The organism is Janthinobacterium sp. SUN211, assembly GCF_030587315.1.
Lineage (GTDB): Bacteria > Pseudomonadota > Gammaproteobacteria > Burkholderiales > Burkholderiaceae_D > Janthinobacterium > Janthinobacterium kumbetense.
Window position 1 is genome coordinate 229,282 of the sequence record NZ_JAPWIC010000003.1, and the last position, 24,353, is coordinate 253,634.

Consider the following 24,353-nt stretch of genomic DNA (forward strand, 5'->3'; position numbering starts at 1 on the left):
GCGGCCTCCGATGCTCACTGTGCTAGAGCACAGCTCCGCTTCTCAGCCACAATTCGTTGCCGCTCGCTACGGTTTTAAAAACTGGAAGTGTGCTGAAAAAAAAGGCAGTTGCCGCGAGGTAACTGCCTTTTTGCATTGCCGGACCGAAATTACGTGGTCAAGGGCTTGTAGCGGATACGTTTCGGTTTCGCGCCTTCTTCGCCCAGGCGTTTCTTCTTGTCGGCTTCGTATTCTTGATAGTTGCCGTCAAAGAAGGTGACCTGCGAGTTGCCTTCGAAAGCCAGGATGTGCGTGGCGATACGGTCGAGGAACCAGCGGTCATGGGAAATGACCATGACGCTGCCGGCAAATTCCAGCAGGGCGTCTTCTAGCGCGCGCAAGGTTTCCACGTCCAGATCGTTCGACGGTTCATCGAGCAGCAGGACGTTGCCGCCCATTAACAACGTTTTCGCCAGGTGCAGACGGCCGCGTTCACCGCCGGACAGGTTGCCCACTTGCTTTTGCTGGTCCGAGCCCTTGAAGTTGAAGCGGCCCAGGTAGGCGCGTGATGGCATTTCGAAGCGGCCCACCGTCAGCATGTCGGCGCCGCCGGACACATCTTCAAAGACGGACTTGTTGTCGGCCAGCGAATCGCGGTTCTGGTCGACGATGGACACGCGCGCCGTCTGGCCGATGGCCACTTCGCCGCTGTCCGGTGTTTCCTTGCCGGTGATCATCTTGAACAGGGTCGATTTACCGGCGCCGTTGGGGCCGATGATGCCGACGATGGCGCCTGGCGGCACGGTGAAGCTCAGGTTATCGATCAGCAGGCGGTCGCCGAACGCTTTCGACACGTTCTTGAACTCGATGACTTCATTGCCCAGGCGTTCGGCCACGGGAATGAAGATCTCCTGCGTTTCGTTGCGCTTCTGGTATTCGTGCTCGGACAGCTCGTTGAAGCGGGCCAGGCGGGCTTTCGACTTGGCCTGGCGCGCTTTCGGGTTCTGGCGCGACCATTCCAATTCCTTCTGCAGCGCCTTCTGGCGCGCCGATTCCGTCGCTTCTTCCTGCTTCAGGCGGGCTTGCTTCTGGTCCAGCCAGGTTGAGTAGTTACCCTTCCATGGAATGCCGTGGCCGCGGTCCAGTTCCAGGATCCACTCTGCCGCGTTGTCGAGGAAGTAGCGGTCATGGGTGATGGCCACCACGGTGCCGGGGAAGCGCAGCAGGAATTGTTCCAGCCAGTCGACCGATTCCGCATCCAGATGGTTGGTCGGCTCGTCGAGCAGCAGCATGTCGGGCTTCGACAGCAGCAGCTTGCACAGCGCCACGCGGCGCTTTTCACCGCCGGACAGCACGCCGATGGTGGCGTCCCAAGGCGGCAGGCGCAGCGCGTCGGCGGCCATTTCCAGCTGCAGATTCAGATTGCCGCCGTCGGAGGTCGAAATGATCGCTTCCAGGCGTGCCTGTTCCGTGGCCAGGGCGTCGAAATCGGCGTCTTCCTCGGCATATGCGGCGTACACGGCTTCCAGCTTGGCTTGCGCTTCAAACACTTCGCCCAGGCCCGACTCGACTTCCTGGCGCACGGTTTTTGCCGGGTCCAGCTGCGGTTCCTGCGGCAGGTAGCCGATGTTCAGGCCCGGCATCGGCACAGCTTCGCCCTGGATGTCGGTGTCGATGCCTGCCATGATTTTCAGCAGGGTCGATTTGCCGGAGCCGTTCAGGCCCAGCACGCCGATCTTCGCGCCTGGGAAGAAGGACAGGGAAATATCTTTCAGAATCTGGCGCTTGGGCGGGACGATTTTGCCCACGCGATTCATGGTGTAGACGTAATTTGCCATTAGAAATCTCGGGTGATATACAAAGACGGACAGGATACGGTAAACGCCCGCTTCCGGCCAGCGCTGTGCGCTGCGGAAACGGACGCCAGGGGCAGGACTAGGCGGCGGCGCGCGCCTTGCGGGCCGTCCACAGCCCTTCGGCCGCATACAGGGCCAGCGCCGTCCAGATGACGAGGAAGCCCAGCATGCGCTCGGGCGTGAACGATTCGTGGAAGACCCACACGCCGATCAAGAGCTGGCCCGTGGGGGCGATGTATTGCAACAGCCCCAGCACGGCCAGCGGCAGGCGGCGCGCGCCGGCGGCAAACAGCAGCAGGGGAATGGCTGTGATGGGGCCGGACGCCAGCAGCAGCGCGCGCGTGGCGGTGGAATCTGTATTGACGAAGCCGCTCTGGCCATGCCAGGCCAGCCACAGCATGTAGGCCAGCGCCAGGGGAAATAAAATCAGTGTTTCGAACGACAGGCCTTCCAGCGCGCCCAGCGCGGCCGTCTTGCGCAGCAAGCCATAGCCGCCGAAGGTGGCCGCCAGCAGCAGGGCGATCCACGGCACCTGTCCCGCCTGCCAAGTGAGCCAGGCCACGCCGCAGGCGGCCAGGCCGATGGCCAACCATTGCAGGCGGCGCAGGCGCTCGTGCAGCAGCAAAAAGCCCAGCATGACATTGATCAGGGGCGTGATGAAGTAGCCGAGGCTGGCGTCGACCACGTGGCCGTTGTTGACGGCCCAGATATAGATGAACCAGTTGGCGGAGAGCAAAAACGCGCTGGCGACGAAGCTGGCCACGACCCTGGGCTGCGCCTTCAGGCTGCCCAGCCAGCTCCACTGCCGGCGCACGGTCAGCACGATTCCCAGGAACAACAGCGACCAGACCATGCGGTGCGCCAGGATTTCCTGCGGCGCGATCTCGCCGATGGCGTGGAAGTACAGGGGGAACAGGCCCCAGCACAGGAAGGCGAGGGAGGCGTAGAGCATGCCTGGATTCATGATGGGCTTCGCTGGAGAGTAGACAGTCTGTCATTATGGCTGAAAACATCGGGGGCTGCCCGGCGCCGCTGGCGAGGCGTAGAATGGCAACAAATCAATGGCCGCATGTCCGCGCAGCAAGGCGGAGCGGCACAAAACCACGACCTTGGGGCAGCTGCGGAACCATGCAAAAATACTCTTGCTATTTGCTAATACCTATCATATTGTGCGATGCAACAAAACAAAAACGGGTGCAACCTTGACGTCGGAACATAAAAAAAGCGGCCTTGCCGGCTTGACGCTGGCGGCTGTCGGCATCGTTTACGGCGATATCGGCACCAGTCCGCTGTACACCCTGAAGACCGTCTTCGACCCGGCCCACGGCCTGCTGCTCTCGCACGAGAACCTGCTGGGCATCGTCTCGCTGATTTTCTGGGGCCTGACCCTGATCGTTTCGCTCAAGTACGTGACCCTGGTGTTGCGCGCCGACAACCGCGGCGAGGGCGGCATCATGGCCCTGATGGCGCTGGTGCTGTCGTCCGTCAGCCGCCTGTCGCGCTGGCATTTCCCGCTGATGGTGATCGGCGTCTTCGGCGCCACCCTGTTCTATGGCGACAGCGTGATCACGCCGGCCATTTCCGTGCTGTCGGCGATCGAAGGCCTGGAAGTGGCCACGCCCGCCTTCAGTCCGTACGTGGTGCCGCTGACGATCGCCGTGCTGGTGGGCCTGTATTCGGTGCAGTCGCACGGCACGGCCGGTATCGGCCGCTATTTTGCTCCCGTCATGGTGCTGTGGTTTGCCGCGCTTGCCGGCATGGGTGTGGTCAACATCATCAAGTCGCCGGCCATCCTGGCCGCGCTCAATCCCCTGCACGCGGCCACTTTCCTGATGAATAACGGCTTCGTCGCCTTTGTTGCCCTGGGCGCCGTGGTGCTGGCGCTGACGGGCGCCGAGGCGCTGTACGCCGACATGGGCCACTTCGGCAAGAAGCCGATCCGCCTGGCCTGGTTCCTGATCGCCTTTCCCGCGCTGGCGCTGAACTACCTGGGCCAGGGCGGCTTGCTGCTGGCCCATCCGGAAGCCGTCTCGAATCCGTTTTACCAGCAACTGGGCGCGTGGAGCGTGTATCCGCTGGTGATCCTGTCGACCATGGCCACCGTGATCGCCTCGCAGGCGACCATTTCCGGCACCTTCTCGATGACCAAGCAAGCGATCGCGCTGGGCTTCCTGCCGCGCATGCGCGTGCGCCACACGTCGGAAAGCGAAATCGGGCAGATCTACATCCCCGCCGTGAACTGGCTGCAACTGGCCGTCGTGCTGCTGGCCGTCATCGGCTTCGGTTCCTCGGAAAACCTGGCTGCCGCCTACGGCATCGCCGTGACGGCCACCATGCTGTCGACGACGATCCTGACCTTCTTCGTTATCCGCTACCGCTGGAAGATGAACCTGGCCCTGTGCTGGGCCGCCACGGGCTTTTTCCTGATCATCGACGTCAACCTGGTGTCGGCCACGGCCCTGAAACTGTTCCACGGCGGCTGGTTCCCGCTGCTGCTGGGCTCGATTTTGTTCATCGTCATGCTGACCTGGAAGCGGGGCCGCCAGCTGGTGTTCCAGAACCTGGAAAAGCATGCGATTCCGCTCGACGATTTCCTCTCGTCGCTGTTCATCGCGCCGCCGCTGCGCGTGCCCGGCACGGCCATCTTCCTGCGCGGCGAAACGGATGGCGTGCCGCATGCGCTGCTGCATAACTTGCTGCACAACAAGGTGTTGCATGAACGGGTGATCTTCCTGACCGTCTTCATGCATGAAGAGCCGTGGGTGGCGCCATCGGAGCGCGTGCGCGTGGTGGACCTGGGCCACCAATGCTACCAGGTCAACGTGCATTACGGCTTCAAGGATGAACCGGACATTCCGGCCGCGCTGGCGCAGTGCGCCCAGCAGGGACTGGACTTCGAGATGATGGAAACGTCGTTCTTCATCGCGCGCCAGACCATCATCTCGACGCCGGGTGCCGGCATGATGCCGTGGCGCGAGCACCTGTTCGTCACCATGTCGCGTAATGCGCGCACGGCGGCCGACTACTATCAGATTCCGAGCAACCGGGTGATCGAACTGGGCACGCAGGTAGAAATATAGATATTGTGTCAACGTTGCATTTAGGCACATTTATTGCCTTGCTTACGTCTGCTTACAAATGGGCTACGCGAGTCCTGTTAAACTCCAGCCCGTACCGGTCCGCACCGTACGGGCTTAGCCACACACCAATATTTAAAGGGAAACCATGAAATCGGTATTTCAAATGATCGCCACCCTCGCTTGCGCCGTGGCCCTGACCGCTTGCGGCGCTGCTGCCAACACCCAGAAGCCGGTCGTGCTTGACCCGAATACGCAAGTGAAGGAACTCCTCTTTCCCGACCTGGTGAAAGGCACCGGCACGGCCGCTGCGGCGGGCGATACCTTGACGGTGGCCTATACGGGCTGGCTGTATGACGCGAGCAAGCCGGACGGCAAAGGCGTGCAATTCGAAACGTCGCTCCCTCTCCAGCCTTTTACGTTTATCCTCGGCATCGGCAGAGTGATTCTGGGCTGGGACCGCGGCCTGGTCGGCATGCAGGAAGGCGGCACGCGCCGCCTGGTCATTCCGTATGACCTGGGCTATGGCGTGAGCGGCACCCGCGACAAGTCGGGTGCGGTGGTGATCCCGCCTTACGCCGGCCTGGTGTTCGATATCACGCTGCAAAAAGTGGAAAAAAAGTAAGCACGCGCAAGGTGCACGGACAAAGGGCGACTCCATGGAGTCGCCCTTTTTGCTTTTGCGGCCAATTCAAACTGGCGCCAGTTCCTGGAAGTAATACGTGGCGCCGCCCAGATTGGCCGGCGCGTCATATTGCAGCACTTGCGTGCGGCGCAGCGCCACCGGCGTGCTGAAGGCGGGGCCGTCGTAGACGAAGGTGTGGAATTCGCCGTTTTCGCCGCAGGCGTCGACGCCGGGCGGCAGGTCGGCCAGGAAGGCGGCGTCGAACTCGCGTCCGCAAAATTCGCGCGGCAGGTGCTGGCCATTGATGCAGACGACGATGGCCTTGAAGCCGGCGGCGAGAAATTCATCGACCAGCGCGCGGCGATCCCCGCCCCACAGGGGTAAATGGGCCGTCAGGCCGGCCGCGGCGCAGACTTTTTCTTCCCAGTCGCGGTGCGGCTGCAAGTCGATGTCGCCGAAGATGGCGTGTTCTATGCCTGCGTCTTTCGCCGCGCGCAGCATGGCGATGAATTGCTCCTCGTAGCTGGCCCAGCTGGCGTGATAGCGCTGCAGGCGCGCGCCCAGGCTGGCTGCCTGCGCCTCGAGCAGCTCCGGCGGCACGCCGTGCGAGCGCGACTTGCGGCCGTCTTCATCCATGGCCGTGATCAGCAGCGGCACGCTCGTGCCGGCGTTGCGCGCGCGCCACAGGGCCAGGCAGGAATCCTTGCCGCCGCTCCAGGAAATCAGGGCCGTCGTCATGCCGCCGCGCCCGGCTGCACGGCGCGCAGCATGTCGACGTGCTGGATACCGTCTTCATCGTAGGGTGCGCTGACGGTGACAAAGCCGAAGGACTGGTAGAAGCGCTCCAGGTACTGCTGCGCGCCGATGCGGATGGCGTGGCCCGGGTGCTGGCGTTCGGCGCGCGCGATGCCCTCAAGCAATAGCTGCTTGCCCGCGCCCGTGCTGCGCGCCTCGGGCGCCGTCAACACGCGGCCCAGCGACATTTCCACATACTTGGCGCCCGGCGCCAGCACGCGCAGATAGGCGGCCAGCCGGCGCTGGCCGTCGACCGTTTGCCAGCCTAGCAAATGCATGGCTTGCTGGTCATGGCCATCGAGGTCCGGGTAAATGCACTGCTGTTCGATGACGAACACGCGCTGGCGCAAGGCCAGCACCTGGTACAAATCGTGGGGGCCGAGTTCGTCGAACATGTTCCATTGCCAGCTGATCATGGGTCATCCTTGATTGAGAGTGGCCATGATTTTACCGGCTTCACGCCGCCGGCGCGGGATAGCGCTGCGCATACCACTGCTTCAGGTGCTCGATGCAGCGCGTCACGCGGGGCGCCACCAGCTGGCGCGACGGGTAGATGGCAAACAGCGCCAGGCTGGGACGCTCCACGTCGGGAAACAGCTCGACCAGCGCGCCGCTGGCCAGTTCTTCGCGGCAGACAAAGGTGGGCAGGATGCCGATGCCCAGGCCCCGCAGGATCAGGCTGCGCATGAACAGGGTGTTATTCGTGCGCACCCAGTTCGGCACTTCGATGTCGCTGTGCGGCCCCGCATGGCGCAGCGGCCAGCGGCTGCCGAACAGGGCGTGGCTGTAGATGAAGCAGCGCTGGCGCGTCAGGTCCGTGGGGTCCAGCAGGGGACCGTGGCGTTCCAGGTAGGCGGGCGCGCAGCAGATGTGCAGGCGGTAGTCGTGGATGTGGCGCGCCACATAGCTCGAATCGGTGAGCGCCGTGGTGACGCGAAAGCCCAGGTCGTAGTTGGCGGCCGCCAGGTCCACGTATTCATCCTTCAGGTCGACGTCCAGGCGCAAGGCCGGCCACTCGGCCATGAAATCGGCCAGGCCCTCGGCCAGCTCGCCCACGCCCAGCGATAATGGCGCGTTGATGCGCAGGCGGCCCGTCACGTGGGCCGTCGAGTGGGCCACCATGTCCTCGGCCTGCGCCAGTTCGTCGAGCAGCTTGCGGCAGTGCTCGAGGTAGGCGGCGCCCGTTTCCGTCAGGGCCAGCTGGCGCGTGGTGCGCGTCATCAGGCGCCCGCCCAGTTCCTGCTCCAGCTGGCCGATGCGCCGGCTCACATACGAGGCCGACAGGTCCAGTTCATCGGCCGCGCGGCGAAAGCTGCCCAGCTCGGCCACGCGGCGGAACAGCTGCATCGCCTGCAATTTATCCATTGCGTTCCCATTCAGTCGTATTCAGCATTAGTCAGCTGCATTATTCATCATTTTTCTCCATTTTGATTCGGAATATGCTGGCGGCTTCTCTACTGGAATCCTCATGATGAAAAAATTACTCTTAAGCAGTGTGCTGTTCGCCGCCTTTTCCACCAGCCAGGCGGCCGACGTTCTCGTCGTGCTGTCCGACGCGAACCACCTCGAACTGCGCGATGGCAAGGTCTTCGCGACGGGCTTTTATCTGAATGAACTGATGCAGCCCGTCAAAAAGCTGCTCGACGCGGGCCACACGGTGACGTTTGCCACGCCGCAGGGCCAGGCGCCCACGCTGGACGCCAGCTCGGATACGGCCGCCTACTTTGGCGGCGACGCGGCCGCGCACGCGGCGCACAAGGCGCTGCTGGACCAGCTGGCGCTGACGGTGCCGGGCCGCTCGCCCGTGATCAGCCTGAAACGGGTGGCGCAGATCGGCTATGGCCACTATGCGGCCGTGCTGGTGCCGGGCGGCCACGCGCCCATGCAGGACTTGTTGAAGGATGCCAGCCTGGGCGCCTTGCTGCGCCAGTTCCACGCGGACGGCAAGCCGACGGCGCTGCTGTGCCACGGCCCCATCGCCCTGCTGTCGGCCCTGCCGCAGGCGGCCCAATTTACGGCCGCGCTGGAAGCGGGCCAGACGCCGCCCGCGCCGGCCGGCTGGATCTACGGCGGCTACCGCATGACGGTGATCAGCAACCAGGAAGAGGCGGCGGCGCAGGGCGCGCTCGGCGGCGGCACGATGAAGTTCTATCCGCAGTCGGGCTTGCAGGCGGCCGGCGCGCAGTATGTGCAGAACCAGGCGCCGTGGAGCAGCAACGTGGTGGTCGACCGCGAACTGATCACGGGGCAGAATCCCGCCTCGGCGCCGGCCCTGGCGGACCAGCTGCTGCAGGCGCTGCGCTGAAAAAAATCCCCGGCGGCGCCTGGGGGCGCGGCCGGGGATGCGCCCCAAGGCGGTGGGGATTACACGATCGTCAGGGTGACGTCGATGTTGCCGCGCGTGGCGTTCGAGTACGGGCACACGATGTGGGCGGCGGCGACCAGCGCTTCGGCGGCGGCGCGGTCCATGCCTGGCAGCGAGATCTTCAGTTCCACTTCGATGCCGAAGCCCGTCTCGATGGCGCCGATGCCGACGTTGCCTTCGATCGACAGGTCCGCCGGCAGGGCGATCTTGTCGCGGCCGCCGACGAATTTCATGGCGCCGATGAAGCAGGCCGAGTAGCCGGCGGCGAACAGTTGCTCCGGATTGGTGCCGACGGCGCCATTGCCGCCCAGTTCTTTTGGCGTGGTCAGCTTGACGTCCAGCACATTGTCGGACGACACGGCACGGCCTTCGCGGCCTCCGGTGGCGGTAGCTTGGGCGCGGTACAGGACTTGTTTGATCGACATGATGGTTTTCCTTGAGTTGATTAAATAGTTGACTACTAAATAGTGTGCTACTTGTTTCGTGGGCTGATGCCCCAGGATGCCCGTCTGAAGAAGCGGTGTGCGGCGTCCATGTACACAATATATATCGTGCGCTATTTAATTGCAAGCGATTTTATTTGCGCGTGGCGCGGATTGAAGCTTTATTTTCTTGCCTTTGTCGCCAGTATTGCCCTTCCATCGCATAATGGCCACCGCCGCTGGCGCCGATAGTTATGCTTGGCCCCACTTCACTCCCCAAGGAAAAATCATGACCAGCCTCTTCTTTATCCTGCGCATCACCGTGGCCACGATGGTCGCCTACATCATCGCCACGGCGATTCTGGTCGAGAATTTCCTGCGCCATGTCTTCGGGCAGACGGAAGGCTTTTTTGTCATCGTCGGCGCGCTGCTGGCCAGCGCCGTCGTCACGAATGCGTTTTCGCACGTGCGGCGCGTGCGCCTGATCGCCGGCGCCGTCAATGCCGGCACCCTGTCGAGCCGCCAGCGGCGCCAGATCGAGATTCCGTTCGAGGCGGGCGAGGCGTTCGACATGATCGACGCGGCCATCCGCGAACTGCCGGGCAGCGAAGTGGTCGAAAGCGCGCGCGACAGCCTGCAGGTGCAGGCCCGCGTGCGCCGCGCCGCGCCCTACACGCACACGGGCTTGCCCCGCATGCGCTTGCTGGGCTTCCTGGAGCCGCGGCCGAACCAGATTCTCGCCACCGTCACGCCGAATGGCGAAGCGGGCAGCGTCACCCTGATCTGCGAACCGGCGCGCAACGCCTGGACCGACTGGTTCCTCGTCGACCATGGCAGCAATCTGGAAAACGCGGAAGCGGTGACGCGGGCGATGACGCGCCGGGTGGCGCAGCGCCGCCGCGGCGAGCAGGCCGAGGCGCGCCAGACGGTGACGGAAAAGGAACTTACGGTGGCCAAGCTGAGCCTGCTGCATGCGCAGGTCGAGCCGCACTTCCTGTACAACACCCTGGCCAGCGCGCAGCTGCTCACGCGCAGCGACCCCGTGCGCGCCGACGAGATGCTCGGCAACCTGATCCTGTACCTGCGCCACTCGCTGCCGCGCACGGAGCAAGCCATGTCGACCCTGGGCACGGAGCTGGAACGGGCGCGCGCCTACCTCGATATCCTGAAAATCCGCATGGGCGCACGCCTGAACCTGCAGATCGAGGTGCCGCAATACCTGCGCCAGGCGGAACTGCCGCCGATGATGCTGCAAACCCTGGTGGAAAACGCCATCAAGCATGGCCTGGAGCCGAAAAGCGGCGGCGGCACCATCTGGATCATGGCGCGCAGCGGCAACGGCACGGTGATCGTCACGGTGGCCGACGATGGCAAGGGGCTCAGCGACGACGGCGCCGGCACGGGCATCGGTTTACGCAATGTGCGCGAGCGCCTGCGCCTGACCTACGGCAATGCCGCCGCGTTTGCCATTGTCGCCAATTTCCCCGATGGCGTGACGGCCACCATCACGGTGCCCGACAGCACGGCGCAAGGAGTTTCCTATGCATCAGCCTGAGATGACTTGCGTCATCGCCGAAGACGAAGCCCTGCTGCGCGACGCGCTGGTGGCCCTGCTGGCCGAAGAGTGGCCCAATTTGCGCATCGTCGCCGCCTGCGACGACGGCGGCGCGGCGCTCGAGGCCATCGCCACCCTGCGCCCGGACATCGCCTTCCTCGACATCCGCATGCCGGGCTTGACGGGGCTGGAAGTGGCGGCCGGCGCGCTGGAAGCGAGTCCCGCCACGCAGGTGGTGTTCGTCACCGCCTATGACCAGTACGCGATCGACGCCTTCGATAAGGGCGCCGTCGATTATTTATTGAAACCGATAGCCCGCGAGCGCCTGCAGGCGACCGTGCAGCGCCTGCAGGCACGGGCCGGCAAGAGCCTGGCGGGCGACGGCGCGCTGGCCGGCTTGCTGCAGCAATTGAGCAGCGCCTTGCCGGCGGCGGCCAAGTCGCCGCCGCTGGTGTGGCTGACGGCCAGCAGCGGCAAGGATACGCGGCTGATCATGGTGGAAGACATCGCCTATTTTCAGTCGGACACCAAGTACACGGCCGTCATGACGGCGGAAGGCGAGGCGCTGCTGCGCAAGCCGATCCGCGAATTGCTCGACGTGCTCGACCCGGCCATCTTCAAGCAGATCCACCGCTCCACCATCGTCAACATGAAGATGGTGGCCTCCGTCACGCGCGACGAGGTGGGGCGTGGCGCCTTGCGCCTGAAAACGCGGCCGGAAACCCTAGCCGTGAGCCAGCCGTTCATGGCGCTGTTCCGGAATATGTAGGCTGGCTTAATCGGCCGTTTCAAAGCCTTCGAGCACGTTGACGACATTGATGCCGATTTCCTTCACGGCATAGCCCCCTTCGAGGATGAAGGCGGTGGGCAGGTTCAGATGCGCGAGGCGCTCGCCCACGCGCAGGTAGTCGCCGCTTTGCAGGGCGAAGTGCGACAGCGGGTCGCCGGCAAAGGTGTCCACGCCGAGCGAGACCACCAGCGCGTCGGGCGCATACATATTGATGCGCAGGCAAGCCGTTTCCAGCGCGGCGAACCAGCTGGCCGTGGACGTGCCGGGGGGCAGCGGCAAGTTGACGTTGTAGCCGAGCCCCGCGCCGCTGCCCGTTTCATCGGCGTGGCCCAGATAAAACGGATATTCGCTGCGCGGGTCGGCGTGCAGGGAGGCGAACAGCACGTCGTCGCGCTGGTAAAAGATGCTTTGCGTGCCGTTGCCGTGGTGGTAATCGATATCGAGGATGGCGACCTTGCGGGCGCCGTCGTCGAGCAGATGCTGCGCGGCCAGCGCCGCGTTGTTCAGAAAACAGTAGCCGCCGAAGAAATCGCTGCCCGCATGGTGGCCCGGCGGGCGCGTCAGGGCGAACGTGGCCCGCTCGCCCAGGCGCAGCGCATGGGCCGCATTGACGGCGCAGTCGGCGCCCGTCTTGGCCGCCGTCCACGTGCCGGCCGTCAGCGGCGTGCCATTGTCCATCGAGTACAGTCCCAGCTTGGCCGTGAAGTCATCCGGTTCGATATCGCTGCGCAAGGTGCGCACGGGCCACACGGATGGCAAGGCGTCCTTGCCCGCGTTGTCGGGATCGAGCGCCAGCCAGTCGTGCCAGGCGTGGCGCAAAAAATGCAGGTAGCGGGGCGTGTGGATGCGCTCCAGCGACGTCAGCGGCACGCCGTGCGGCGTGACGATGCGGCCCAGGTTGCGCCTTCCCAGTTCGGCCACCACCATGTCGGCCCGCTCGGGCGTCTCGAAGCAGGGCACCAGGGTGCCGCGAAACATTTCGAAGCGGCCCCGGTGCTGGCTGTGCAATTCATTGTAGAAGGTCAGCATGGGGGCGCTTTGCGCAAGGTCAGACTCAGGTGTGCGAGCACAGGGTGCTGGCGCGGTAAGCGGCGACGAAATCGTCGAAGCTGCCGGCTGGCGCCGCTTCCATGGCGCGCTGCTCGGCCAGCGAGCTGGCGGCCATCTCGTCGAAATACGCGCTTTGTTCCTGCGTTGCCGGCTGCGCGCGGAAATAGGCGGCGTGGCGTTCGCTCTGGCGCAGGCCGAAGGCGGCAAACGAGCCGCCGTTGGCGCGCAGTTCGGCCAATACCTTCGCCGATGGCGTCGCATCCGGGTTCGCCAGTTTGCGGGCTTGCGCGGCCAGGCTGTCCGCGTGCTGCGTGCCGCCAAGGCGCGCGTCGAGCAAGGCCGCCACGGGCGCGATGCGCGCCAGCAACTCTTCGCCCCAGGCCTGCAGGGTGATCTCTTCGCCGTCGCGGCGCAGGGTCAATCCAGGCTTGCGGCCTTCCTTGACGGTGCGGGCGAAATTGTTCGTGTAGCACGCGCTTTGCTCGGCCGAGATGGGACCGCTGTCGTCGAGCGCGCAGAACAGCAGGAAGGCGTCCAGGAAGCGGCCCGTTTCCAGGCTGATGCCGACCGGTTCGAACGGGTCGACATCCATGCAGCGCACTTCGATGTATTGCACGCCGCGCAGGCACAGGGCCTGGATCGGGCGCTCGCCCGTGCGGATCACGCGTTTCGGACGGATGGTCGAATAGTATTCATTTTCGATCTGCAACACGTTGGTGGACAATTGAATCCACTCGCCATCCTTCTTTGTGCCCAGCGCCGCATACGGCGGATACGGGTCGTTGACGGCATGCGTGAGGGCGTTGACGTAGTCGTCCAGGCTGTTTTCGTGTGGGCGCAGGCCGGACTGGGCATCGTTCTGGTAGCCGAGGTCGCTCATGCGCAGGCTGGTGGCATACGGCAGGAACAGGGTGTCGTCGGACAGGGTGTCGAGCTTGTGCGCGCGGCCGCGCAGGAAACCGCTGGATAGGGCAGGCGAAGCGCCGAACAGGTACATCAGGAGCCAGCTGTAGCGGCGGAAATTGCGGATCGTCGCCAGGTAGCTTTCCGACTGCACGTCTTTTGGCGTGGCCGCCGCGTGGGTCGGGCTGGCGCTGGTGTCCGGATTGCCGGCCAGCGCTTGCCACAGCTGCTCGTCGAGCGAGTAGTTGTAGTGGATGCCGGCGATGCATTGCATGGCTTTGCCATAGCGCAAGGCCAGGCCGCGCCGGTAGACGTGCTTGAGCATGCCCATGTTCGAGCTGCCGTAGTTGGCGATTTCGATGTCCGCTTCGGGCGGCAGCTGGCATGGCATCGACTGGCTCCACAGCAACTCGTCGCCGAGGCGGCTGTAGGCGTGGCGGTGCACGGTGTCCAGTTTGCTTAATGTCGTGGCGATGTCCTGTTCCGCCGGCGTGATGAATTCGAGCAGCGCTTCGGCGTAATCGGTGGTGATTTCAGGGTGCGTCAGCGCCGAGCCCAGGGCGGCGGGGTGGGGCGTGGAAGCCAGATGGCCGGCATGGTCGACGCGCAGGGTTTCACGCTCGATGCCGCGCAAGCCGCCCAGCAGCGCGCGGTTGGCATCTTCGGTCAGCAATGCCAGGCGGCGAGTCAACAGGTTGGGCAATTTGAGCTTCCTTTCTTGTGCAGCATATAAATAATTTGTGCTGAGATTAACCGAATTTTGGCAAATGCGTCGGCGCCGGCCCAAAAAACGCCGCGTCGCCAGCGTCCGCCCCGGGGAACAGGGACGGCGCTTCGGTCAGGAATTCGCTTGATATTTTAACAAACTGCGGGGGATCTGGCGCGCTGCCGGATCAAGCTTTGTGCAGCGAATGGCGGTCAGCCGTGGCGGGCGCCGCTGACCCGTTCGATGCCGGCCAGGTCGCGCCAGCTTTGCACTTTGTTGTAGCTGGCGTCGGCCAGCAAGCCGCGCACGGATGCCGCCTGGTCGTAGCCGTGTTCCATCAGCAGCCAGGCGCCTGACGCCAGGTGGCGCGCGGCGCCGGAGACGATGGTGCGCAGGGCCGACAGGCCATCCGCGTGGTCGGTCAGCGCGCCGGCCGGCTCGAAGCGCAGATCGCCTTCGGCCAGGTGGCGGTCGCCGCTGGCGATGTAGGGGGGATTCGAGACGATCAGGTCGAACTTTTCCGTGCCCAGCGCTTCGAACCAGTCGCTGGCCATGAAGGTGATGTTGACGCCGTTGGCGCTGGCGTTGCGGCGCGCCACGGCCAGCGCCGTGCTGCTCACGTCCAGGGCCGTGACGACGGCGTCGGGCCGCGTATGCGCGAGCGCGACGGCGATGGCGCCGCTGCCCGTGCCCATGTCGAGCACCCGTCCGCCGGGCGGCAGGCGTTCGAGCGCCAGTTCCACCAGCACTTCCGTGTCGGGGCGGGGGATCAGCACGGCGTCGTTCACTTCGAACGGCAGGCCGAAAAACTCGCGCTGGCCGACGATGTAGGCGATCGGCTCGCCCTGCAGGCGGCGCGCCAGCAAGGCTGACAAACGGGCCGCCTCGTCGGAAGTGAGGACTCGCTCCGATTGCGTGATCAGGCTCACGCGCGACAGGCCCAGCGCGTGGCCCAGCAGGATGCGGTTGTCGAGCGGATCGAGCAGGGGACGGATTTGCAGGGCGCCGACAGTGCTGCCGGCGGGGATCAGTGTTTCTGGCATAGTGCTTTCAATTATTTCTGACGGCGCAGCAAGGTCCACAGCAAGGTGAGGGCGAAGATGGCGAACCAGATGAACGCCCATTGCGGGATCGACAGGCCGAAGAATGGCTCGCCCGCGTTTTCGCAGGCGCCATACGATTCAAACATGAAGGGCATGAGTTCGGCCGTGAAGACCTTGTTCAGCGCCGTTTCCACCGGGTCGATGCCGCACGAAAAGCCGGGGTTGGCCAGCACGTACAGATGCTTGGCGCCCACGCCCAGGCCGCCCAAGGCCGCCAGCACGCCGACGCCCGCGCCGATCTTCGGCCGGTTGGCCGCCGCGCCGGCCAGGCAGGCGATGCCGATGGCGAGGAACAGGTAGCGCTGGATCACGCACAGCGGGCACGGCGCCATGTTCATGGCATGCTGCAAATACATGGCCACGCCCAGCATCAGGAAACACAGGGCGGCGGTCAACAGGAGGACGGTGCGTGAATTTTTCATGGGCGACACGGTGAGGTGGATGGAATCGAGCTGGTCATTTTCGCACAAGGCCGGATTTTTATTGCTTAGCCGCTACTTAAACCCTTGATTTGGCTGGGCGCGTTAAAAAGTGTTCAGGGCAAGGCGCAGCGCCGCAGGCAGTACGAATGTACGGCCAGGCGATGCAACGCCGCCATGGACGCTTTTTAATCGCCCAGCGCCGCCAGCAGCTCCGCCTGGTGCTCTGCCGCCAAGGCATTCGTCAAGTCCGTCAAATCCCCATCCATGATGAAGTCCAGCTTGTACAAGGTCAAATTGATGCGGTGGTCCGTCAGGCGGCCTTGCGGGAAATTATACGTGCGGATGCGCTCGCTGCGGTCGCCCGAGCCGATCAGGCTCTTGCGGGTGGCCGCTTCCTTCGACTGCTGTTCGCGCAGCTGCACGTCCTTGATGCGCGCGGCCAGCACTTTCATGGCCTGCGCCTTGTTCTTGTGCTGGCTGCGGTCATCCTGGCATTCCACCACGATGCCGGTCGGCAAGTGGGTGATGCGCACGGCGGAATCCGTTTTATTGATGTGCTGTCCGCCCGCGCCCGAGGCGCGGTAGGTGTCGATGCGCAGGTCGGCCGGGTTGATGTTGACGTCTTCCACTTCGTCCGCTTCCGGCATCACGGCCACCGTGCAGGCCGACGTGTGGATGCGGCCCTGCGTTTCCGTGGCCGGCACGCGCTGCACGCGGTGGCCGCCCGACTCGAATTTCAGTTTCGAATACGCGCCATTGCCGACGATACGCACGATCACTTCGCGGTAGCCGCCCAGGTCGGAGTCGGAGGAGGATACGAGTTCCACCTGCCATCGGTTGCGCTCGGCAAAGCGCGTGTACATGCGCAATAAATCGCCGGCGAACAGGGCCGATTCATCGCCGCCCGTGCCGGCGCGAATTTCCAGGAAGATATTGCGCTCGTCGTTGACATCCTTCGGCAGCAGCATGGTTTGCAATTCGCGCTCCAGCCGCGCCATGGTGGTCTTGGCCGCCTCGATTTCTTCCTGGGCGAATTCCTTCATGTCGGGATCGCCCAGCATCTCTTGCGCTGTCGCAATATCGTTGCCCGCTTCCTGGTAGGAATGGTACAGGGCCACCAGCGGGCCCAGTTCGGCGTGCTCGCGCGTCATCTTGCGGTAGCTGTCCATGTTCGACGTGGCGTCCGGATGCATCAGCAGTTCGTCGAGTTCGACCAGGCGGTTCGCCAGTTGATCGAGTTTGGCCAGCATGGATGGTTTCATAGCGATTCGCGGTAAAAGGTGTAGGGATGATACGGGCCCGGCAGGCGGGCAGGGGCGGCCGCGCGGGCGGCCAGCGGGGCTGCGCTAACGGCGGGGGCGGAACAGTTTCGGCAGCAGGGTGACCAGCTGCTTGCGCTCGTCGCCTTGCGCGTGGTGCAGCGCTTGCTGCGGGCCGTGCAGGAACTTGGCCGTCAAGCCTTTCGACAGCGCTTCCAGGACGGCGTCGATGTCGGCGCCCTTGGCCAGCATCTTGCGCGCCCGTTCCACTTCCATCAGGCGCAAGGATTCGCTGTTTTCATGCAAATGCTGGATGACGGGCACCATGGCGCGGTCGTCGACCCAGCTCATGAACGATTGCACGCGCGTCTCGATGATGGCTTCGGCTTGCGCCACGGCCGCCTGCCGGCTTTCCAGGCCCGTCTGCACGACCTTGCCCAGGTCGTCGACCGTGTACAGGAAGACGTCGTTCAAACGGCCCACTTCCGCTTCGATGTCGCGCGGCACGGCCAGGTCGACCATGAACATGGGTTTGTGGCGGCGCGCCTTGATGGCGCGCTCGACGAGGCCCAGGCCCAGCAGCGGCAACGATGACGCTGTGCACGAGATGACGATGTCGAACTGGTGCAACTGTTCCGGCAAGTCGGCCAGGCGGATGGCCTTGCCGTTGAAGCGGTGCGCCAGTTCCTCGCCCCGCTCCATGGTGCGGTTGGCAATGGTGATGCTTTTCGGGTTTTGCGCCGCGAAGTGCGTGGCGCACAATTCGATCATTTCGCCGGCGCCGATGAACAGCACGTTCTGCTCGGCAATCTTGTCGAAGATGCGCTGCGACAGGCGCACGGCGGCGGCCGCCATCGACACGCTGTGGGCGCCGATTTCCGTGCTGCTGCGCACTTCCTTGGCGACGGAAAAGCTGCGCTGGAACAACTGGTGCAGATACGTGCCCAGGCCGCCCGCCTCGTCGGCCGTGCGGATGGCGTCCTTGATCTGCCCCAGGATCTGCGTTTCGCCCAGCACCATCGAATCGAGCCCGGAGGCGACGCGGAAGGTGTGGCGCACGGCATCGTGCTGCGGCAACATATATAAGTGGGGGCGCAGCTCGCTGTAGTTGAGCTTGTGATAATCGGCCAGGAAATGCGCGCCCGCGTCGAGCGGATTGGGCACGTGGCTGGCCGCATACAGCTCGGTGCGGTTGCAGGTCGACAGGATGGCCGCTTCGTCGTTGTCGCGCAAGTCGATGCGCTGGAACCAGGTGCGCGCCGCCATCACCGCCTGGCCCAGGTGCTCAGGCGCAAACGCCAGCTGTTCGCGGAGCGACACTGGGGCGGTGGTATGGTTGAGGCCTACGGCGAGCAGTTGCATTTCAGGGCTGTTGGGATGGCTTATGCCGACATTATAACGCTTTGTGCCCGTGCTTTGAGCAGGTCAGCCGTTTGCCGCCGTTCAGCCGCCCAGTTTTTCCAGGCGATAACCGTAACTGTAGACGGGCACCAGCCTGTAGCCGTGTTCCGGTTTCAGCTGCAGCTTGTTGCGCACGCGCGAGACGTGGGTATCCATGGTGCGCGAGGGCAGGGCCGTGTCGCGCTGCCACACGGCTTCGTGGATGTAGGCGCGCGACAATGGACGGCCCAGGTTGCGGAAAAACAGCAGCGCCAGGGCGAATTCCTTGTGCGTCACGTCGAGCACTTCGCCATCGCGCAGCAGGCGGCCGGGGCGGGTTTCAAACGTGTAATGACCGAATTGCAAGGTTTCGGCGCCATTCTGGGCCGGGTACGCCACGCGCAGCAGGGCCTGGGTGCGCAAGGTCAGTTCGCTGCGCCGCAAGGGCTTGATCATGTAGTCGTCGGCGCCGGCCGTCATGCCCGCTACAACGTCGTCTTCGCCGGAACTGTTGGTCATAAACAACACGGGCGCCTTGGGCGCCAGTTTTTCCCGGGCACGGCGCAATACTTCCGCGCCGTCCAGATCGCTCACATGCCAGTCGAGGATGAGCATGTCGCAACTGTCCTTGCGCAGTTGCCCCAGCATGTCCTTGGCACTCTGAAACTCGTGGCAAGCGTGGCCGGCGGCGGTGAGCACCTGGCAGATCAGTTCTGCCTGGCTATGGTCGCTATCGAGTACGGCAATTCGCATAATTGGCTGGAGTGTGTAGCAACAAACAGACGGTCCGCTCTGCTTATCGTAATGTTAAGGAATGCTCAAGTGAAATATAACAGAGATTGCAACTGTGTCCAGTGAAATCGGCAGCTGAGGCCTTTACGTTACACTTGTTCATCTACCCATCACTCGCGGAGAAACGGCCATGGCAGACAAGAGCACCACCGATTGGACCCTGATACCGGCCAGCCGTGCCGACATCGAGCAAGTGCGCGAGCGTTGCCGGCGCCTGGTGCAGCGGCGTGCCATGATGTCGGCGGGCGCTTCGGCCATCCCCATTCCCGGCATCGACCTGATGTCCGACGTGGGTCTGTTTTCCATGCTGATCAACGATATCAACCACGAATTCGGCCTCACGCCCGAGCAGATCGAGCGCCTGAACCCGCAGTTCAAGATGATGGCCTACCGCGCGGCGGTGGGCATGGGCGGCATGCTGGTGGGAAAGTTGGTGTCGCGCGAACTGATCCTCCAGCTGCTCAAGCGCAGTGGCGTCAAGATTGCCACCAAGCAGGTGGCGCGCTTCGTGCCGTTTGCCGGCCAGGCGGTGGCGGCAGCCATCGGCTACGCCGTATTCCGCCAGATCGGCAACCAGCACGTGAACGCCTGCGCCGCGGTGGCGCAGGAATTGCTTACGGTCAGGCCGGATTAGGCCTTACGCGTCTGGCAGCACCACGTTGACGTCGAGTACTTCCAGGTTGCCCTGGCGGTCCAGCGAAATCTTGATGTCGTCGGCATTGACCTTGGTGTACTTGGAAATGACGGCGATCAATTCCTTGTGCAGGGCGGGCAGGAAGTCCGGACCATCGCGTCCGCTGCGTTCGCGGGCGATGATGATCTGCAGGCGTTCCTTGGCCGCGGTGGCCGTCTTCGGCTTGGGGGGGAACAGGAAAGAAAGCAAGGCCATATCACTTCGCCCCAAAAATGCGCTGGAGTAATCCAGGCTTTTCATAGTTGGTAAAGCGCAACTCGACATCTTCGCCGAGGAAACGCGACACCACGTCTTCATAGGCTTGCGCCACGTCCGTACCCGTGAAATGGATGGCCGGGTTGCCCTGGTTCGAGGCGGCCAGCACTTGCTCCGATTCCGGAATGATGCCCACCAGCGGGATGCGCAGGATTTCCTGCACGTCCTGGTAGGACAGCATTTCATCCGATTCCACGCGTTTCGGCGAGTAACGGGTAATCAGCAAGTGTTCCTTGACGGGCTCGCCGCCCGTCTGCGCGCGGCGCGACTTGGCTTGCAGGATGCCCAGGATGCGGTCCGAATCGCGCACCGACGACACTTCCGGGTTGGTGACGATGATGGCTTCATCGGCAAACGTCAGCGCCATCAGCGCGCCATGCTCGATGCCGGCCGGCGAATCGCAGATGATGAATTCGAAGCCCATGTTGATCAGGTCGTTCAACACGCGTTCCACGCCTTCTTCCGACAAGGCATCCTTGTCGCGCGTTTGCGAGGCTGGCAGGATGAACAGGTTGTCGCAGTGCTTGTCCTTGATCAAGGCCTGGTTCAGGGTTGCTTCCTTGTTGATCACATTGATCAGGTCGTAGACGACGCGGCGCTCGCAACCCATGATCAGGTCGAGGTTACGCAGGCCCACGTCGAAGTCGAGCACGGCTGTCTTGTGGCCGCGCATGGCCAGGCCAGTGGAAAAACTGGCGCTAGAGGTCGTCTTGCCGACACCGCCCTTGCCGGACGTCACAACAATAATTCTTGCCACAAATAATCCTTTTCAGATATCTCTTGAATTGTGCAGCTTAAGAGCGGTTCACGGGAGTGACCGGATTGACAGAGTGTATATCGATTCTGTCTCCAGCCAAACGAATTTGCGCGGGTCCGCGCGCCATTTCTGCGGGGAAACCATCCTCGAACGTGCGGTACACGCCGGCGATCGAGACCAGTTCCGGTTCCATTGCCAGCGCGAAGATGCGCGCCTGGGCATTGCCCGAGGCGCCAGCCAGCGCGCGGCCGTACAGCGAGGAATACACGTGGATGCTGCCGTCGGCGATGATTTCGGCGCCATTGTTGACGACGGCGGTGATGATCAGGTCGCAGCCGCGCGCATAGATGCGCTGGCCGGCGCGCACGGGCGTGTCGATCACCATCACCTGTGCGTCGGCGCCCGACTGGGCGGCGGCAGTGGGGGTATCCTTGGGACCATCCTTGGGCGGCGCATCGTCGCGCGTCTTGCCGCTGTCGAGGCTCAAGCCTTGCGCCAGGATGGCGTCATGCATGTCGGCCGGCGCATTGCGCACGGCCACGGCATTCAAACGGTATTTTTTCAGCAGGGCCACGAGGGCGGCCCAGTCGATGGGCACGCTGCCGGGCGGCAAGGCTGCCACGTCCAGCACGGCCAGGTCGTCCTCGAAAAAGTCCGCCACGCCTCCCGTCATGTCGCGCAAGGCGGCATCGAGTGCCTGCGTATCGGCGCTATGCAGAATGGCGGAGACGGCAACGACGGTGGAAATCTTGATTTCGATAGGCTTCTGCGACGGGCTTTTGGACATAAACATTTATCAAAGTGAAACTGCGGCAGGCCAGATGTTCCGTACGGCAACAATGGGAGCAGTAAATTTCTTGCATTCTACTGCAAAAAAATCAGCATCAGGGGCCTGGCGCGTGCTATTCCGCAGGGCAACACCTACTTCATGTCAAAAAAACCGGGCGGCGCCCCGGAAAACCGGTGCGCCGCCCCGAAAGCAGCCGAGAATGCGGCTTGAGTCCGCCTATCAAAACCTGCTGCGCGTCGTAATTTGCGGTCTGCGATGCTCACTGTACCTTCGTACAGTTGCGCTTCTCAACCACAACTGTCTTCCGCTCGCTACGGTTTTGTCAGGCCTTGCATGGCCTTGTCATATTTTCATCACGCCGCGCGCATCTGCCGTGCCGCCGCCACCATATTGCGCAAGGCCGCTTCCGTTTCTGCCCAGCCCCGCGTCTTCAGGCCGCAGTCCGGGTTGACCCATAAATGGGCGGGCGGGATGACGGCGCTGGCCTTTTGCAGCAGGCGCACCATGTCGACGGTCGTGGGAATGCGCGGCGAGTGGATGTCGTATACGCCGGGGCCGATTTCGTTCGGATACTGGAACTGGCCAAAGCCCGCCAGCAGCGCCATGTCCGAGCGGCTCGTCTCTATCGTGATGACGTCGGCATCCATGGCGGCGATCTGCGGCAGGATGTCGTTGAACTGCGCATAGCACATGTGGGTGTGGATCTGTGTCGTGTCGCCAACGACGCAGGCGGCGATGCGGAAGGCGCGAGTGGCCCAGTCCAGGTAGGCGTCCCACTGGCCGCGGCGCAGCGGCAAGCCTTCGCGCAGGGCCGGCTCGTCGATCTGGATGATGCCGATGCCGGCAGTTTCCAGGTCGGCTACCTCGTCGCGGATGGCTAGGGCGATCTGCAGCGCCGTGGCGGCGCGCGGCTGGTCGTCGCGCACGAACGACCATTGCAGGATCGTCACGGGACCCGTCAGCATGCCCTTCATCGGTTTATTGGTCAGGCTTTGCGCGTGCACCGTCCAGGCCACCGTCATGGCGGCCGGGCGCTGCACGTCGCCGTAGATGACGGGCGGCTTGACGCAGCGCGAGCCGTACGATTGCACCCAGCCGTGGCGCGTGAAGACAAAACCGTCCAATTGTTCGCCGAAGTATTCGACCATGTCGTTGCGTTCCGCTTCGCCATGCACGAGCACGTCCAGGCCCAGCGCTTCCTGGCGCCCCACGGCGCGGGCGATTTCGGCGCGCATCTGCCGTTCATACTCGGCGCTCGCCAGTTCGCCCCGCTTGTGGCTGGCGCGGGCGGCGCGGATGGCCGGCGTCTGCGGGAAGGAGCCGATGGTCGTCGTGGGGAAATCGGGCAGTTGCAGGCGCGCGCGCTGCATGGCCTGGCGCTGCGGGAAGCTGGAATCGCGGCGGTCGACGGTGGGAGACAGCGCTTGCAGGCGCTGCACCACTTGCGGGCGGTGCACGCGGGGACTGGCGCGCCGCCCGGCGACAGCCAGACGGGACTGTGCCAGTGCGGCGTCATCGGGGTGGCCGGCGAGCGCGCCCTTGAGGATGGCGATCTCCGCCAGTTTTTCCGTGGCGAACGCCAGCCAGTTGCGGATGTCGGTGTCGAGCTCCGTTTCCGCTTCCAGGCTGAACGGCACGTGCAGCAGCGAGCACGACGGCGCCAGCCACAGGTGGCCGTCGCGCCTGGCTGCCAGCGGCCGCAGCACGGCCAGGGCCGCGTCGAGGTCGGTACGCCAGATATTGCGCCCGTCGACGATGCCAATCGACAAGACTTTATGCGCGGGCAGCCAGTCCGTCACGCTGATCAATTCATGCGGCGCGCGGATGCCGTCCACGTGCAGGCCGGCGACAGGCAGGCGGCACGTCAGGCTGAGGTTTTCTTCCAGCGGCGAGAAGTACGTGGCCAGCAGGATATTCACGCCCACCTGGTTCAGCTGCCAGTAGGTGCTTTCAAAAGCGCTGCGCCACGCATGGGGCAAGTCCAGGCCCAGGATCGGCTCGTCGAGCTGCACCCACGTCACGCCTTGCCGCTTCAGGCGGTCGAGCAGGGCGCCGTAGACGGGCAGCAATTGTTCCAGCAGGGCCAGGCGATCGAAGCCTGGCGTCTTTTCCTTGCCCAGCCACAGGAAGGTGAGGGGGCCGATCAGGGCCGCCTTGACCGGGTGGCCCAGGGCCTGCGCCTCGGCCACTTCCGCCAGCAGGCGCTCGCAAGCGAGCGAAAAGCGGGTCTGCGGCGACAGTTCGGGCACCAGGTAATGGTAATTGGTGTCGAACCACTTGGTCATTTCCAGCGCGGCAGTGCCTGCGGCGTGTGCATGGTGCGCGTGGCCGCAGCCGGCATGGGCGGCGTGGGTGTCTGCGCCGCGCGCCATGGTGAAATAGCGCGCCAGCGGCGATTGCTCTGGCGCAAAGTGGAAGCGGGCCGGTTCGCAGCCCAATAGCTGGATATGGCTGGCCACCTGATCGTAAAAGGCGAAGTCGCCCACGGTGACGTAATCGAGGCCGGCGTCGCGCTGCTGGGCCCAGTGGCGCGCGCGCAGTTGCCGGCCCGTCGCTTCCAGGTCCGCCTCGGACAGCTCGCCACGCCAGTGGCTTTCCAGCGCCAGTTTCAGTTCGCGCGCGGCGCCGATACGGGGAAAGCCAAGGACGTGGGTACGAATGGTCATGATGTCATCGAGATTTAATGTGAATGCGCTAGAGTGTGCGGCAACTTGGTCTATAATCAAAACGAAACATTTTACCGAATAACATGAAAATAATTCACGCACAGAATCCATT

The 24,353-nt window shown here is 63.8% G+C and carries 23 protein-coding genes; 6 read left to right on the top strand and 17 right to left on the bottom strand.

What is annotated here, in order from left to right; all coding sequences use genetic code 11:
* Positions 1–149: 149 nt before the first annotated feature.
* Together ettA and rarD are read right to left on the bottom strand one after the other, a co-directional pair.
* Entirely contained in the window at positions 150–1,817 is a 1,668-nt protein-coding gene (gene ettA, locus O3301_RS12280; protein WP_034752850.1) for an energy-dependent translational throttle protein EttA, read from the bottom strand.
* A 97-nt stretch (positions 1,818–1,914) separates the two neighbouring features.
* Complete coding sequence (gene rarD, locus O3301_RS12285; RefSeq protein ID WP_099665892.1) at positions 1,915–2,799, bottom strand: EamA family transporter RarD; 885 nt, start codon at positions 2,797–2,799, stop codon at positions 1,915–1,917.
* A gap of 238 nt (positions 2,800–3,037) precedes the next feature.
* Here rarD and O3301_RS12290 point away from each other — a divergent pair, with 238 nt between their 5' ends.
* Both O3301_RS12290 and O3301_RS12295 read left to right on the top strand, forming a co-directional pair.
* The gene (locus O3301_RS12290) at positions 3,038–4,915 is read left to right on the top strand and encodes a potassium transporter Kup (protein WP_077398475.1); all 1,878 of its coding nucleotides are present in this window, start codon (positions 3,038–3,040) and stop codon (positions 4,913–4,915) included.
* A gap of 145 nt (positions 4,916–5,060) precedes the next feature.
* The gene (locus O3301_RS12295) at positions 5,061–5,537 is read left to right on the top strand and encodes an FKBP-type peptidyl-prolyl cis-trans isomerase (protein WP_289912522.1); all 477 of its coding nucleotides are present in this window, start codon (positions 5,061–5,063) and stop codon (positions 5,535–5,537) included.
* Positions 5,538–5,603: 66 nt separating this feature from the next.
* Here O3301_RS12295 and O3301_RS12300 read toward each other — a convergent pair whose 3' ends face one another.
* The 3 genes from O3301_RS12300 to O3301_RS12310 are packed head-to-tail and all read right to left on the bottom strand — an operon-like array spanning position 5,604 to position 7,697.
* Complete coding sequence (locus tag O3301_RS12300) at positions 5,604–6,275, bottom strand: diphthine--ammonia ligase (protein WP_305056499.1); 672 nt, start codon at positions 6,273–6,275, stop codon at positions 5,604–5,606.
* Positions 6,272–6,748, bottom strand: a complete 477-nt coding sequence (locus tag O3301_RS12305; protein ID WP_305056500.1) for a GNAT family N-acetyltransferase — start codon at positions 6,746–6,748, stop codon at positions 6,272–6,274. Before O3301_RS12305 ends, O3301_RS12300 begins: the two co-directional genes overlap by 4 nt.
* Before the next feature lie 40 nt (positions 6,749–6,788).
* Positions 6,789–7,697 (bottom strand): LysR family transcriptional regulator, encoded by a 909-nt coding sequence (locus tag O3301_RS12310; RefSeq protein WP_289918639.1) that lies wholly within the window; start codon positions 7,695–7,697, stop codon positions 6,789–6,791.
* Positions 7,698–7,800: 103 nt separating this feature from the next.
* Here O3301_RS12310 and O3301_RS12315 point away from each other — a divergent pair, with 103 nt between their 5' ends.
* Positions 7,801–8,637: a type 1 glutamine amidotransferase domain-containing protein gene (locus tag O3301_RS12315; RefSeq protein WP_305056501.1), complete on the top strand. Its 837-nt coding sequence runs from the start codon at positions 7,801–7,803 to the stop codon at positions 8,635–8,637.
* Between the two features lie 59 nt (positions 8,638–8,696).
* Here the strand turns inward: O3301_RS12315 and O3301_RS12320 are convergent, their stop codons facing one another.
* Entirely contained in the window at positions 8,697–9,122 is a 426-nt protein-coding gene (locus tag O3301_RS12320) for an organic hydroperoxide resistance protein (protein WP_100428703.1), read from the bottom strand.
* A gap of 286 nt (positions 9,123–9,408) precedes the next feature.
* Here O3301_RS12320 and O3301_RS12325 point away from each other — a divergent pair, with 286 nt between their 5' ends.
* Together O3301_RS12325 and O3301_RS12330 are read left to right on the top strand one after the other, a co-directional pair.
* Positions 9,409–10,674 (top strand): histidine kinase, encoded by a 1,266-nt coding sequence (locus tag O3301_RS12325; RefSeq protein ID WP_099665886.1) that lies wholly within the window; start codon positions 9,409–9,411, stop codon positions 10,672–10,674.
* The gene (locus O3301_RS12330) at positions 10,661–11,443 is read left to right on the top strand and encodes a LytTR family DNA-binding domain-containing protein (protein WP_305056502.1); all 783 of its coding nucleotides are present in this window, start codon (positions 10,661–10,663) and stop codon (positions 11,441–11,443) included. Before O3301_RS12325 ends, O3301_RS12330 begins: the two co-directional genes overlap by 14 nt.
* 6 nt (positions 11,444–11,449) lie before the next feature.
* Here O3301_RS12330 and O3301_RS12335 read toward each other — a convergent pair whose 3' ends face one another.
* From O3301_RS12335 to O3301_RS12365, 7 genes are all read right to left on the bottom strand, one after another.
* Positions 11,450–12,493, bottom strand: coding sequence for a histone deacetylase family protein (locus O3301_RS12335; protein WP_099665884.1), 1,044 nt, complete (start codon positions 12,491–12,493; stop codon positions 11,450–11,452).
* A 25-nt stretch (positions 12,494–12,518) separates the two neighbouring features.
* Positions 12,519–14,120 carry a glutamate--cysteine ligase gene (gene gshA / locus O3301_RS12340; protein ID WP_289918635.1) on the bottom strand — a complete coding sequence of 534 codons (1,602 nt, stop codon included), beginning with the start codon at positions 14,118–14,120 and terminating at the stop codon, positions 12,519–12,521.
* A 215-nt stretch (positions 14,121–14,335) separates the two neighbouring features.
* On the bottom strand, positions 14,336–15,166 hold the full coding sequence (gene prmC, locus O3301_RS12345; RefSeq protein WP_305056503.1) for a peptide chain release factor N(5)-glutamine methyltransferase: 831 nt from the start codon (positions 15,164–15,166) through the stop codon (positions 14,336–14,338).
* 11 nt (positions 15,167–15,177) lie between these two features.
* The gene (locus O3301_RS12350) at positions 15,178–15,648 is read right to left on the bottom strand and encodes a disulfide bond formation protein B (RefSeq protein WP_077408913.1); all 471 of its coding nucleotides are present in this window, start codon (positions 15,646–15,648) and stop codon (positions 15,178–15,180) included.
* Positions 15,649–15,833: 185 nt separating this feature from the next.
* Positions 15,834–16,910 carry a peptide chain release factor 1 gene (gene prfA / locus O3301_RS12355; protein WP_077398497.1) on the bottom strand — a complete coding sequence of 359 codons (1,077 nt, stop codon included), beginning with the start codon at positions 16,908–16,910 and terminating at the stop codon, positions 15,834–15,836.
* Positions 16,911–16,994: 84 nt separating this feature from the next.
* On the bottom strand, positions 16,995–18,269 hold the full coding sequence (gene hemA, locus O3301_RS12360) for a glutamyl-tRNA reductase (RefSeq protein ID WP_077398499.1): 1,275 nt from the start codon (positions 18,267–18,269) through the stop codon (positions 16,995–16,997).
* A gap of 81 nt (positions 18,270–18,350) precedes the next feature.
* Positions 18,351–19,040 (bottom strand): response regulator transcription factor, encoded by a 690-nt coding sequence (locus O3301_RS12365; protein ID WP_099665880.1) that lies wholly within the window; start codon positions 19,038–19,040, stop codon positions 18,351–18,353.
* A gap of 169 nt (positions 19,041–19,209) precedes the next feature.
* On the opposite strand from O3301_RS12365, the gene O3301_RS12370 reads away from it, so the two are divergent.
* Positions 19,210–19,713, top strand: a complete 504-nt coding sequence (locus tag O3301_RS12370) for a YcjF family protein (RefSeq protein ID WP_251349519.1) — start codon at positions 19,210–19,212, stop codon at positions 19,711–19,713.
* A 3-nt stretch (positions 19,714–19,716) separates the two neighbouring features.
* On the opposite strand, the gene minE is transcribed toward O3301_RS12370, so the two are convergent.
* The 4 genes from minE to metE all read right to left on the bottom strand — a co-directional run bounded on the left by minE (position 19,717) and on the right by metE (position 24,241).
* Positions 19,717–19,968 carry a cell division topological specificity factor MinE gene (gene minE, locus O3301_RS12375; protein ID WP_034752886.1) on the bottom strand — a complete coding sequence of 84 codons (252 nt, stop codon included), beginning with the start codon at positions 19,966–19,968 and terminating at the stop codon, positions 19,717–19,719.
* A 1-nt stretch (position 19,969) separates the two neighbouring features.
* A complete protein-coding gene (minD, locus tag O3301_RS12380; RefSeq protein WP_034783730.1) occupies positions 19,970–20,785 on the bottom strand; it encodes a septum site-determining protein MinD in 816 nt (271 codons plus the stop codon).
* A 37-nt stretch (positions 20,786–20,822) separates the two neighbouring features.
* Positions 20,823–21,572: a septum site-determining protein MinC gene (gene minC, locus O3301_RS12385; protein WP_035828495.1), complete on the bottom strand. Its 750-nt coding sequence runs from the start codon at positions 21,570–21,572 to the stop codon at positions 20,823–20,825.
* A gap of 356 nt (positions 21,573–21,928) precedes the next feature.
* Positions 21,929–24,241 carry a 5-methyltetrahydropteroyltriglutamate--homocysteine S-methyltransferase gene (metE, locus tag O3301_RS12390; RefSeq protein ID WP_305056504.1) on the bottom strand — a complete coding sequence of 771 codons (2,313 nt, stop codon included), beginning with the start codon at positions 24,239–24,241 and terminating at the stop codon, positions 21,929–21,931.
* Positions 24,242–24,353: the final 112 nt, after the last annotated feature.